This window comes from Pseudochrobactrum asaccharolyticum, assembly GCF_003314995.1.
Lineage (GTDB): Bacteria > Pseudomonadota > Alphaproteobacteria > Rhizobiales > Rhizobiaceae > Pseudochrobactrum > Pseudochrobactrum asaccharolyticum.
The window spans coordinates 182,664-196,455 of the sequence record NZ_QNRH01000003.1 but is presented as its reverse complement, the minus strand read 5'-3'; the positions used below and the strand labels follow the sequence as shown (position 1 = coordinate 196,455).

The following is a 13,792-nucleotide window of genomic DNA, read 5'->3' as shown; positions in this document are numbered from 1 at the left end:
TCAGGCAACCGCAGATGCTGATGGCAACTGGACATTCACACCTGCGACCGATCTGACAGAGGGTAATCACTCCTTCACAGCCAAGATCGTTGACGGTGCAGGCGTTGAGGGTCAGCCTTCAGCACCATATACCATCGTTGTTGATACCACCCCACCGGATGCGCCACGCTTTACGATTGGCTATGACGGTGTTGGCCCTGTGATTGGCGAATTCGGAGATGGTGCGATTATCAATGATAATCGTCCGAAACTGTCGGGTGCCGGTGCTGAGCCAAATACGAAAGTAAGTATCTACCAAAACGGCACTCTCGTTGCCACTGTCACCGCCGATGCCGGTGGCCAGTGGAGCTGGAAAGCCACAGACACACTTGCTGACGGTACTTATACATTCACGGCAAAAACAACCGATATCGCAGGCAATGTGAGTGCGGCTTCCGAAGCCTTCACCATCACTGTGGACACGGTTGCACCGGATGCACCGAAGATCGACAGCATTACAGATGCTCAGGAACCGATTACCGGCAACGTTTCGAAAGACGGCTTTACCAACGACACCACACCAACCCTGAAAGGTTCCGGTGCGGAGGCCAACAGTATTGTCCGTATCTATGACGGTGCGACAATGATCGGTGAGGTCAATGCCGATGCAGACGGTAACTGGAGTTATGTGCCGGTTAATCCGCTGAGCAACGGCCCTCACACCTTTACGGTTGCGAGTGTGGACGGTGCGGGTAACGTTTCCGCTAAGTCTGAGGCCTATAAGATCACTGTCGATACACTGGCTCCATCGTCACCTTCTATCACCAACGTCTTGGATGATGTCGGTGCCGTTCTGGGTACAGTTGCCAATGGCAAGACTACCGATGATACCAAGCCACGCCTCTCCGGCTCCGGTGCGGAAAGCGGTTCCATTGTTAAAATCTACGACAATGGTACTTATATCGGTGAAACCATTGCCAATGCCAACGGCACTTGGGCGTTCACACCAACGACCGATCTGGCAGAAGGTGCGCATAGCTTTACCGTGACCGCCACAGATAAGGCTGGCAACGAAAGCGGTGAATCCATCGCATGGGCTATCACTGTTGATCTGACACCACCGGTTAAACCGGAAATCACCGCCGTCTATGACGATGTGGCTCCGGGCATCGGTAATGTTCCGGATGGTCAACCGACCAATGACCCGACACCAACTTTGAACGGTAAGGGTGAAGTCGGTTCGACGATCCGCATTTACGAAGGAACAGTGTTGCTCGGTGAAACTACTGTGCGTGCGAATGGTACATGGTCATTTACCACGCCGTTGCAGGAAGACGGTTTGCGTGTGTTCACTGTGACCTCTGTGGATGAGGCAGGCAATGTGTCTGCACCTTCTGACAGCTGGTCTGTAGTGATCTCGACCATTCCGCCGGAAATCCCGAAGATTGAAAACCTGTATAATAATAATGGCTCCGAGAATGTCAGCGTTCCGAATACGAGTGTGACCAATGATCAGGATCCATTGCTGACCGGTACTGCGCAGCCAAACCTTGTCATTCGTATTTATGACAATGGTGCGCTTGTCGGCTCTACAACTGCGGATGCCGATGGTAAGTGGTCGTTCAACTTCAAGGATGCCAATGTCAAGCTGAGCGAAGGCTATCACAGCCTGTCGGCAGCGGCCGTGAATGAACTTGGTTTTGAAGGTTCACAATCGTTCCCGCGTATCGTGACGATCGACATCACACCTCCGCCTCCGCCGGTCATTGTCAGCGCAGCTGACGATGTGGGTACCATTATCAATCCAGCCATGCCGAGCGGCTCTTTGACCGATGATACCTTGCCGTCGTTCCGCGGAACAACGGACGCATATCATGTCATCAAGCTCTATCGTGACGGTGGAATTCTGGTTGGACAGGCCACCGCTGATGGTAGCGGTAACTGGCAAATCCAGCTGACAGAACCGCTCGACAGCAAAACGCATAATTTCTATGCGACTGCGACTGACCCTGCAGGCAACGTCAGCACCAGCAATTCGAGCATCTTTACGCTGACAGTGGATGCGATTGCACCGGATGCGCCGGTTATCACCCGTATTGTGGACAATGTTCCGGATCATACCGGCAATATTGACAAGGACGGACTGACCAACGATCCGGCACCGCGTGTGGAAGGTACGAGCGAGGCAAATGCTACGATCAAGATCTATGCAGGCGGTTTGCTGGTCGGTACGGTCAGAGCCAACTCCAGCGGTGCATGGTCTCTGAAACTGCCGGAAGGTCTGCCGGATGGCAGCCATACGATTACCGCGACAGCAACAGATGCTGCCGGCAATACAGGTCCGGCATCGGAAGGCTATACGATTGTAGTCGACACGATTGCTCCGAACGTACCAACAATTACCGGTGTGATTGATGATGTTCCGGGCAATACAGGTGAGTTTGGTAATCGTGCAACGATTAACGACAATCTGCCGGAAATCGTCGGTCGCGGTGAAAAAGGCACAACCATCACTATCTACAACGGCAGTACTTATCTGGGTACGACTGTAGTTGGTGATGACGGTAAATGGAGCTTCCAGGTCACCCGCACACTGGGCGATGGTACGCATAAATTTACTGCAACAGCGACCGACCCTGCCGGTAACACCACAGTTGCGTCCAGCGTCTTCGAGGTTACCATTGATACGGTTGTGCCGAATGCCCCGACATTTGACACGGCTCGTGACAATGTGACGAGCTCTGATCTGGCAAGTGGTGGTCATACACGTGATACCCGCCCGACCCTGCGTGGTAAGGCAGAACCAAACAGCACGGTTGAGATTGTTGATGCCGTCTTTGGTGTTGTTGGTAAAGTCACAGTTGATACATCCGGCAACTGGCAATTCCGTGTGCCGGAACTGCCGAATGGCGTGTATAACTTTAAAGCGACAGCCACAGATCCGGCGGGCAACACCAGTGTTGTATCCTCAGGTTCCGGCTATCGCATTACTGTTGATACTGTGCCACCGGTCAATCCAACAATTGATGATGTTGCAGATGCCGTTCAAGGCGGCATTGTCGGCACTATTCCGAGCAATGGTTTGACCAATGACGCCCGTCCGGTGTTGAAAGGAACAGCGGAAGCCGGTACGACACTGACCTTCTATGGTGGCAGCAACGGTACAACTGTGCTTGGCACAATGGTGGTACCAGCAAGCGGCAACTGGACATGGACTGTGCCAAATGCCCTGTCCAACGGCACCAACCAGCTGGTCGTCAAGTCGACAGACCTTGCAGGCAATGCCACATCATCTACGCCGTGGGTCATTTTGGTGGATACGACACCACCAAATGCTCCGTCGGTTACAACGGTCTATGATGCGACCGAACCGGCTGTTGGTAATATCACTAATGGTGGTTACACAAACGAAACCAAGCCATTGTTCTCAGGAACTGCTGAAGCCAACAGCGTTTTGACTATAATGATGAATGGTCAGGAAGTGACCAAAATCACAGTTGGCGCTGACGGTAAATGGACATGGAAACCAGATACAGCACTGGTCGACGGTAAATATGACTTCACCTTCAAGGCGACGGATGCTGCGGGCAATACCAGCTCGAACAGCTCAACCTTCACCATGAATGTGGATACTGTTGCACCGACAAAACCGCTGATCACTTCGATCTATGACGGCACATCACCGGTAACAGGAGAACTGACGAATGGTGGCTATACCAATGATCCGAAGGCGCGCCTGACTATTACCGGTGAGCCGAATGCGACTGTGATCATTTATGATAATGGTCTGCAGGTAGGCACAGTCACGCTCAATTCAAGCGGGACAGCCACATGGTCACCATCGTCCAATATTCCGGAAGGTAAACACACCTATACGGTGAAGCAGGTTGATCGTGCCGGTCTCGAGAGTGAAATCTCGGAACCATGGGATATCACTGTTATTCTCAACCCGCCACCGGCACCAAAAATTACTCAAGTTGTTGACAATGTTGACATGTTCACTGGCCCGATAGCGAATGGTGGTCTGACCAATGATAAACGGCCTGTTGTATCTGGTGAAGGTGTTCCTGGCACAACTATTAACCTTTATTCGTCATACAATACCAGCTTCCTTGGCAGCGCGGTTGTCGATGCAAACGGTAAGTGGACGATTACGCCTACAAGAGATATTTCATTTTACAGCGAAGTGGTTCAGTTGACAGCGAAAGCTGTTGATCTGGCGGGAAACACTAGCCCATCGTCAACTTCTTGGCAGTTATCTCTTGATACATCATCGCCTGTTCCAACAAGTAACTCTTCAAGAGTTATATCTTACTTCTTTGATGAGAACTCAAACGAAATAGTACTCAATGAAAGTATTGTTGCAGGTCAAATAGGCGTAAAAGCAGTACTTTTGCGCAATGGCGTCCCTATCTCTACACAAGAAATAGGGACAGATGGAAAGTACACATTAAAAATACCGCGAGATCCTGATGGAGGTTGGGCTAGCTACCAAATAAAAATTTATACTCCTGCAGGTAACGTATTCGACTTCAAAAATAGATATTTTGATGCCACTCAAGTAAACGGTACATTCAGATATCACGCATCAGAGTTAGCAAACACGTTCTTTATCAACTCTGATAAGGGATTGGTTGCGCCCAAAATTATGTTCCTGACTGACGGTATGGGTGCTGTACAGGGATTTGATTATAATAATGCTATTACTGATGCCACAGAAATGACCCTGAATGGTGTTGCTAAGTATGTTTCTGGAAGTACTATTACTGTTTATATGGATGGGGTGGTCGTGGGTACGACTACCATGTACAGTGATGGTAAATGGTCACTTGTTGTAAAAAACATTCCGGAAGGAGCTCACGTCTTTACGTCAACAGTTACGACAGGTGGACAAACAAGTGCGGCATCGGAAGCGTTCAATGTAGCAATTGATACCGTACCACCAGAGGCACCAATCATTGATCAAGTGGTGGCTGATGAGGGTATTTATGCGGGCGTTATTGCTAAAAACGGTTTCACCAATGACAAAACATTGGAACTGAAAGGGACAACAGAGCCATTTGCGACCATCCATATTTATAATGGCTCGACCAAGATTGGTGAAGCCAAAGCGGATGCGGATGGCAAGTGGACCTACACAACCGGTAACCTGCCTGACGGTACGCATACATTCCGTACACTTGGCATCGACAAAGCCGGAAATATGGGAACACTGGATCTGACAACACCGGGTTATGTGGTGACTGTCGATACAGCGCCACCTGCACCGCCTATTATCAATACGGCTACTGATGCGGTTGGCCCTTATAAAGGTGATATACCGAATAACAGTATTACCGATGACAAACAGCCAACCCTGAACGGTAAAGCAGAACCGCTCAGTACGGTGCGGATCATGGCGCCGGACGGCAAAACCATTCTTGGTACTGCCGTCACCGATGCAAGCGGTAACTGGTCGTTCAAACTGCCGGCAGCTCTGGCGGACGGTAAATATACCTTCACGGCCATTGCAATTGACCGTGCCGGTAACATTGGCAACGCCTCAACAGGCTTTGCCATCGAGATCGACACAACGCCACCTGTCGCACCGGTTATCAGCCGTGTGCAGGATACAGTGCCGCCGAAAGTCGGCGATATCAACAGCGGTGATGCGACGAACGATACCCGTCCGTCCTTCTCCGGTACGGCTGAAGCAAACGGCAAGGTGAAGGTCTACCTCAATGGTGTTGAAATCGGCAGTGCTGACGTCAATGCCTCGGGTGCATGGACTTTCCGTCCGGCAGCGGACAAGGCCTTTGCTGAGGGAACCCATAACCTGACCTTTAAGGCGATGGATAAAGCGGGCAATCTCAGCACGACGGAAACAACCTTTAAAGTGGTTGTAGACGTAACGCCGCCTGCCAAGCCGGTATTGGATCAGATCATTGACGCTGTTGGTGCTGAAACCGGTCCGGTCAGCAATAATGGTACAACAGATGACTCTCGCCCAACCTTTAAAGGTAAAGGCGAAGCGGGTGGTCTGGTGACCATTATGGATAATGGCAAGGTTCTGGGCACTACCACCGTGGGTGAGGATGGGACATGGACGTTCAGACCAACGGCTGCCATGACCGCAGAAGCACACACGATTACCATCACAGTAGCTGATGCTGCCGGTAACGTGAGTGCGGCTTCTGATCCATGGAAGATCACTGTTGTCCGGCCAGCCGGTGGTGAGGTTAATCCGGACGGTGACGGTATGGATGCCTTCAGTGCAGGAGCAGATGCCGGTGATGCCCACAGCTTCGCAGCCCGCTCGGTCACGGATGAACCGCAGGCAGAAGAACAGCATGAAACCGAAACTCATGCCGCTCCGATGTCTCTGGATATGTCTGGTGTTCTTGCTGAACTCGACGTGCAGGATGGGCAGGACTTCGACGACAGCAATTATGCTGCCAATGATTATGACGACCAGTCCATCTTGGCTGGCCTGATTAATCTGGCTGATGCAAGTTCGGATATGTCCGCTCAGACTGAACAGTCTGATGACATGACTGAGGAACTTGCAGGTCTTGATATGACTGCTCTTGCCAATGAGGTCTTTGAGCAGCCGGATCAGACAGAGGCAGAAGAGATTGATCTCTCTGCACTGCCGGAAACGCCTGCCGAGCCTGTTGCATCCTCTGCTGATGTAACTCCGGCAAGCGAAGTTCCGACCGTCGCGGGCGATGTTTACACACCGCCAAGCACAGCTGATCTTGAGCTGGAACGTCTGCTCCAGCAGTCAGCAGCCCAGTTCTGATCTGACCGGATTTGAGCAAAATAATAAGGCGCCTCTGAAAAGAGGCGCCTTATGCATTTCAACAGCGGAAACTAACCGCGCTCATCGCGCCAGCAGCTCCGTAATTGCCTGCTCGATGATTTGCGTATCCGCATCATTCAGCCCCTCACCAGCCACATGTCCCCAATGGGAGTGCAACACTCGCAATTCCGCCCGCGGAATTTTTGCCGCTTCCGCTGCAGCATCTTCTACGGTGAAATACAGATCCGTCGAAGACGGCATGATGATCGTATCCGCCTGAATGGCCGCCAGCGCTTTGTCCAGATCACCCTGATATGTTGCATTGGCGCTGATATCCGCATGACGCCCTGCCCAAAGCTGCGCAATCAGATTATTGGCATCACGTTTTAAGAACCAGCCCTCCCAAAAGTCGATGAGAAAGTCCTCTAATGACGAATAGCCGAGTGCTGTTTCATCCAGACGCTCTCTGAAAAAGCTTTGCGAGAAACCCCATGCCGCATAGATACGGGCTGCAACCCGCAAACCCTGATGTGGCGGCTGCGTATAAAATCCTTGTTTAAACGCCGCATCCAGCTCAATTGCCGCTCGCACACTGTCGAAAAACAGGCTGAAATGACGGGATGTCCGCGCTGCACTCTGAAACGTAAATAAGCGTTCCACTTTATTGGGAAAAGCCGCAGCCCATTCAAACGCCTGTGCCCCGCCGAGTGACCAGCCAATGGCCAGCCGGATTTTCCCGATACCAAATTTTTCCGTCAACAGACGATATTGCTGCTGCACATTGTCATGCAAAGTGACTTGCGGAAAACGACTGCCATTATTCGGAGCTATAGTATTGTTCGGCGAGCTGGACAAACCGTTACCAAAAGCATCAGGAATGATGATGAAGTATTTTTCAGGGTCCAGCGCTCTTCCCGCACCGATCAACCATGCCGCATCCTCATGCGTCCCCGCAAAAGAGGTTGGGTAAAGGATCACATTGTCTTTCGCGGCATTGAGGGTGCCATAGGTTTTATAAGCCAGTTTTGCCTGCCGGATACAGCGCTTCGACTGGAGCTGAATATCGCCGAGTTCAAAAATATCATAGGTCATGGCTTCACCTCTCCATGCTGCGCTGGGCGTATGAACACTGTGAGCAAGAACGCGATTGCAGGCAGTGCCGCGGCAATCAGCAAGGTTGTATGCAGCCCGAAACCATCAACAACACGGCCACCGGCAAAAGAGCCAAGTGCAATGCCGATATTGAAAACAGCAACAAAGAGCGAGGTAACGATTTCAATCGCATCCGGCGCGGATTTCATCATCCATGTCTGCAAAGAGACAGAAACACCGCCATAGGCAACTCCCCATAGCACTAGCATAATTGCACCACTGATCTGACTGCCGCCAATGATGGCAAAACCGGCAATGGTGATGGTCAGCCCCGCAGCTATAGCAAGCAATGTTTGTGTCGTTTTGCGTCCCGCAATCATCCCTGCAAGGAAATTGCCGCTGATCCCTGCAATGCCGTAACCAAACAATAACAAGCCGATCCATTCAGAGCCAAAACCGGACAGGTTTTGCAGTAAAGGATTCACAAAGGTATAGGCCATGAAATGACCGGCCACGAGCAGCAGGGTCAGAGCCAAACCCAGCTGTACCGGACGTCTGCCAAACTGCGCAGTAAATTGCGGCCATCGCACGGAAGCATCGACCGGCAAAGCGGGCAGAACAATCAGCTGCGTGATTAATACAACCAGACTAAACAGTGCCATACCGGCAAAAGCGGTACGCCATCCGGCCAGTTCACCGGCAAATGCGCCAAGCGGCACCCCCAGAACAGATGCAACAGCAACCCCGCCGAAAATAAGCGCCGTGGCGGGGGCAGCGGATTGTGGTGGTACCAACCGGCCAGCAAGCCCGCCAGCCACAGACCAGATACCACCCATACAAAAACCAACAATCACACGGGCTGCCAGCAGCCATTCAAAACTTGGTGCCAGCGCGGATATTGCATTGGCGCACATCAGCAAGATCATCAAGCCGCTGAGAATAATACGCCGGTCGATACGTCCCGCTGCCAGCACGACAACAGGTGCAAACAAAGCCGCGAGAATAGCCGGAACGGAAATCATTAGCCCTGCAATACCAACCGAAATATCATAAGCCCGTGCGATTGGCGTCATCAGTCCGACCGGTAGCATTTCGGTTGTGACAACCGCAAATGTTGACAGTGCAACCGCATAAACCGCCGGCCAGTTCCCTCGGTCAATCCTGCTTTCAGTTATCCGTTTTGATTGTTTGATTGCCTGTTCCACAACCCGTCCTTTCTTCAGAAGTGCATTGTGCAATGCGGGTTGCATGCTTTACTGTATCTGAAAATAAGATAAACATGGTCATCGTGGAAACACTGGCGACAAATCGTGCTCAATGTGACGGATAATCATCATGATCAACCACTTCGGAGATCTGCTGGCCTTTGTAAAAGTCGCAGACAGCCAAAGCTTTACCCAAACGGCGGAACGGCTTGGCATGTCCCGTTCAGCGGTTGGAAAATGCATTGCACGACTGGAAGAAAATCTGGCAACCCGTCTGGTGCATCGCACCACCCGTTCTGTGCGGCTGACTGAAGAAGGCAAATTATTTTACGATCATGCCATGCGCATTATCTGCGAGGTGGATGATGCAGAAGCCGCATTAGCGCAGCGCAACCAAACGCCGAAAGGCCGCTTGCGTATTGATCTGCCTATCGCTTTCGGACGCTTGCACATTCTGCCTTTGTTACAGAGTTTTCTTGAACAATGGCCGGAGCTGGAAGCCGATGTGACCTTTTCTGATCACTACCGCGATCTGGTAACTGATGGCATTGATACAGCGATACGGATCGGCGGGCCAGCCGATAGCGGCCTGATCCGACAGGTGCTAGCACCGCACCGTTTTATCACCTGCGCATCGCCTGCCTATCTGAAACAACACGGTATGCCCACAACACCGGATGATCTTGCCAGACATCAAACAATTATATTCACACATGCCAACAGCCCGGTTCCCTGGCAGTTTTGCATCGGAGATGTTGAGCGTCAGATTGATGTTCAGGGCAATTTAAGACTGGGGAATACAGAAGCTATCCGCGATGCCGCCTTGGCCGGTGCAGGTCTGGTACAACTCGGGGCGTTTCTTGTCGGTGAAGATATAAAACAAGGCAAACTCACAGCCGTTCTTGAAAATTACAGCCGTGAAGAACCGCCCATCTGCGCCGTCTATCCCACACGGCGTCATGTTTCTCCGAAAGTGCGGATGTTTATCGAACATATCCGCAAACAATGGGCAAGCCAATTGCCGTGGGGCTGAGTGTATCGTGACACGCCAATAAAAAACGCCGGAATAACCGGCGTTTTTATACTGTTTTCATCGAATTGGTCTTACCACTTCACACGCAGACCGATTGTACCTTTATAACCGTAGCTGTCAGCGAAATGATTGAAGCTCGTCAGCACCAAACCCTCACCATAGATGGAATACTTGTCATCATTCCAGTTATAGGAACCACCGAGACCTAAGCCACCCCATACACGGTCACGCTTGTTGGCAAAGCGAATACCGCTGACATCAACCTCTGTACCGCCGAGAAACTCGGTATAGAGATTAGCGATACCATAGACATAGCGACGGTTCATCATTCCGCGATCATTCAGCCATGAATCCTGATGATCCAGTGTCAGGCCAAGACGGCCTTCGAGACTGTCAGCTTTCTTACGTGATACGTCAGCGCCGAAACGATCAGTGAAACTGTCAAAGCTGGCATTAGCATAGATCAGTTGTCCCTGCGGGGTCATTGACCAGTATTCGTTTAAAGTGACGCGCTTACCGGTTTCAACCGACAGCGAATAGCCAAAACCTTTATTGCCATTGACTAATGTACCATCCGCACCGATATCGCTTTTATACCATGTGACTTCCGCCTGATTATCAATATAGAAGCCGTTTTCGCCATACCACGTCAGCGTACCGCCAAAACCATAACCGTTAACGGCAATATCACTGTCGATATCGCGGGCATAAATATCTGCATTCTTGCGATCATAATGCGCTGTCAGTCCACCGATCAGCTTGCCGTTGTCGCTTTCTCTCAGCATACCGTCAATACCGGCCTGCATACGGAAATGGTTGTAATCATAATCCGCACCGGAGGTCGAGTATCTGGATTTGATTGATGTGTGTGAGCCTTCCATGCGACCCCAGACAGCATTTTCCTCGATCAGAACACCGGTTTCATCGGGTGGTGCAAATCCGGCCGGAATATCCGCGCCCTGCGCCAATTGCTTATTACCGGCATTGTTCCAGAAACGGTTCCCCACACGCTGTTGCAGCGTTGGCAGATGATTGAGCAGAAGTTGCGGATAGACCTCATAAGGCACAACGCCTTTCTGATAACCTTCTGACTGCAGATACCAGTTGCCGTCATCCGGTGTTGATGTAGCGCCCTGATTAAGTTTGTAGCGATAGGCACCGCCGACAACGACTTGCTCACCTTTATAAACATAGTCGCCGAGCAGCGAAAATTTACCGTCAGACTGACCCGTAACATCAATAATCTTGATGCCTTCTTTGGTTTGCGCGCCCAGACCGCCAACGTTAGTGACTTTCACATAGGAATGGCCGGACGTATCCGCACCGACATACATACGGTCGGTTAATGAATCGTCTTTGCCGAGCACCGTTGAGAGATAGAGCGTGCCGCCTTCGCCGGTATAATTATTCCCGACATGCAGCTCAGTCCCCGGAACTCCGCCGAAATACACACGTCCCTGATTGGTCAGCGCTTCCATAGACTGATCAAAATTATTGAGATCAATGATACCGCCATTGGCAGCAATATAGTGGGAGTTCTCGCTGAATACACCTTCTTTACCGGCCCTGTAAGTACCGGCAGACACCTTGGTTGTACCGGTGTAATCACTATCGCCGAAGAGTGTTGTTACCCCCCGATTGATGTGGTTGACATTGAGGCGGCCTATCATCGCAACATCAAAATCAATGCGGTCAATATGATTAAAATTGACTGTCGCATCACCGGCGCCGCCGGTGATTTCAGGCGCTTCAACAACACCCGCATGACCGCCGGTACCGATATTTAAAACACCTTCACTCCCCGCCTCTTCTGCAAGTCCGATTTTATCTGCAGATGAGAGAGAAGCTTTATCCGTAACCGTTAAATTGCCTTTACCTTCAATACCAATGGCCATTTCACCGGTATTGGTAAACTTTGTGCCTTCACCCGTTACAGTAATCGAGCCCACCGCAGTTGCTTCATTAGCTGCCGCACCATATCCGGCAGTTACTTTTGCACCTTTTTCAGCCAGCAAGTGAGATGTCCCGCCCGATCCCACCAGTAAAACACCGTCAACCGTCAGTTCACTTTGCGCACCGGATACAAGTGTGGTGCTATATGCGTCCGCACCATTAGCCGCATAAACCTCTTCCAGATGCGCCTTACCGCCAGCAGTTATGCCAATATGGGATTTACCATCATAGGCATTGAATGTTGTACCCGTGCTTGTCCATAAAGAACCGGCTCCGATAACGTTAATCAGCGCCTCTGAGCCCCCTTCATAAGCCATGGCAACATTTTTACTGTCGAGAATGCCACCATCTTCAATCGAAATAGCACCTTTACCTGCTGCGCCTACATAAATATTGGTCAGAGCATCCCATCGCGAACCGGCACCACTAACGACAACCACTCCTTCTCCGGTGCTGGCCACTCCAAGATTGGCACTGCCGCCGGTTTTAAAATAAGCACCTTTTTCAATCCGTGTTGTACTCTTGCCGCTGCTGCCAAATTGCATAAGGCCAACAATATTCAACGAAGCATTTTCTCCACTGACAAGTGCAATGCCCTCTGAACCTTCCCGATAACCTGAAAGAATACTATTCATATTCACTGTGGCATTATCGATATTGACGATGCCTTTGCCACTATATGCCCAGTTCATCTGCACGGCATTGACCACCGCACCATCTGTCACGCTGAAAAGAGTTGTATGCTCACTCGGAACATTATTTTGGGTATATGATAAAAGCAGTGTGCCTATATCAGCCTGTGTTCCTGCACCCGTCACAGTAAAGCTGCTGGTACCAAGGTTGCCTTTTTCACCTGCAAAAATAGTCGTATCTGTCGCAGTCTTAAATTGGCCACCATCTTGGATCGTCAGATGTCCTTCACCGGCTTCTCCCAGAAAGAACTGATCTGAATTAATCTCGAATTTAGAATTTTCACCTGAGACAACAGCCCGCCCTACGGTTCCGGCTCCCTCGCCCAGAATAACAAAACCTTCTGCGGTTAAACTGCCGCCATTAATAACGCGGAATTCCCCATCATTCGCATTGCCTGAGAAAGCCGCTCCCGTCACAAGCTTATGAACACTAAAGCTTTGACCGTCAACAATCGCAGTTTTGCCTGACCCCGCATTGATAACGATATTATCAGTACCGGTCGGGATCTGACCGCCGCTCCAATTGACAGTGTCGCCCCAATTCTCAGAACCACTACCGGTCCAGACGACCTGCGCCTGTACTGCGGAGGCTCCCAAAAGCATAGGCGTAAAAATAAACAGCGAATACTGTGCTATACGGCGTTTTAAAACGCTTTTATTGTTACTGCGATATTTACACATGGCATTCTCCGGCAGAATTCGGGCAAAGTTGCTCACATCACATTTTCACTGCAGAAAATGCGTTGGGGTTCTCATAATTTTGTGGGATCACAAGGAGAAAAACTGCCCTGTTTCAGCAGCCCTTTTCACCTTCCGGCAAACGCAATACACAACAGGCAGGCTCCCGTTCCTGCCATAAAACCGTATCAAAAATTCCGGGAAATACTTTCAGTTCACATTTCCGGAATTCAGAAAGTGAATAAACGCTATAATTTTATGGTTAATCTTTAGTAAAACTCTAAATTATTATAAAAAACATTAGACATATAGATTAAATATACAATTTCACAATCAAATATAAAAAACGACCGGAGTGACCGGTCGCTTTCTTTCATTG

The 13,792-nt window shown here is 50.5% G+C and carries 5 protein-coding genes; 2 read left to right on the top strand and 3 right to left on the bottom strand.

What is annotated here, in order from left to right; all coding sequences use genetic code 11:
• Positions 1-6,760: Ig-like domain-containing protein (locus DFR47_RS21750; RefSeq protein WP_210207289.1), on the top strand; the 6,760-nt coding region annotated here is incomplete at its 5' end.
• 81 nt (positions 6,761-6,841) lie between these two features.
• On the opposite strand, the gene DFR47_RS09370 is transcribed toward DFR47_RS21750, so the two are convergent.
• Together DFR47_RS09370 and DFR47_RS09365 are read right to left on the bottom strand one after the other, a co-directional pair.
• Entirely contained in the window at positions 6,842-7,852 is a 1,011-nt protein-coding gene (locus tag DFR47_RS09370) for an alpha/beta fold hydrolase (protein ID WP_113944151.1), read from the bottom strand.
• Positions 7,849-9,057 carry an MFS transporter gene (locus tag DFR47_RS09365; protein ID WP_245416521.1) on the bottom strand — a complete coding sequence of 403 codons (1,209 nt, stop codon included), beginning with the start codon at positions 9,055-9,057 and terminating at the stop codon, positions 7,849-7,851. Before DFR47_RS09365 ends, DFR47_RS09370 begins: the two co-directional genes overlap by 4 nt.
• A gap of 130 nt (positions 9,058-9,187) precedes the next feature.
• Here DFR47_RS09365 and DFR47_RS09360 point away from each other — a divergent pair, with 130 nt between their 5' ends.
• Positions 9,188-10,090: a LysR family transcriptional regulator gene (locus DFR47_RS09360; RefSeq protein WP_113944149.1), complete on the top strand. Its 903-nt coding sequence runs from the start codon at positions 9,188-9,190 to the stop codon at positions 10,088-10,090.
• A 71-nt stretch (positions 10,091-10,161) separates the two neighbouring features.
• On the opposite strand, the gene DFR47_RS09355 is transcribed toward DFR47_RS09360, so the two are convergent.
• Entirely contained in the window at positions 10,162-13,416 is a 3,255-nt protein-coding gene (locus tag DFR47_RS09355) for an autotransporter outer membrane beta-barrel domain-containing protein (RefSeq protein ID WP_113944148.1), read from the bottom strand.
• Between the last annotated feature and the right edge of the window lie 376 nt (positions 13,417-13,792).

What these genes read in the sequence shown, in the direction of transcription:
- DFR47_RS09355 (WP_113944148.1), bottom strand. Translation starts at nt 13,416, where the DNA reads ATGTGTAAATATCGCAGTAACAATAAAAGCGTTTTAAAACGCCGTATA.
- DFR47_RS09360 (WP_113944149.1), top strand. Translation starts at nt 9,188, where the DNA reads ATGATCAACCACTTCGGAGATCTGCTGGCCTTTGTAAAAGTCGCAGAC.
- DFR47_RS09370 (WP_113944151.1), bottom strand. Translation starts at nt 7,852, where the DNA reads ATGACCTATGATATTTTTGAACTCGGCGATATTCAGCTCCAGTCGAAG.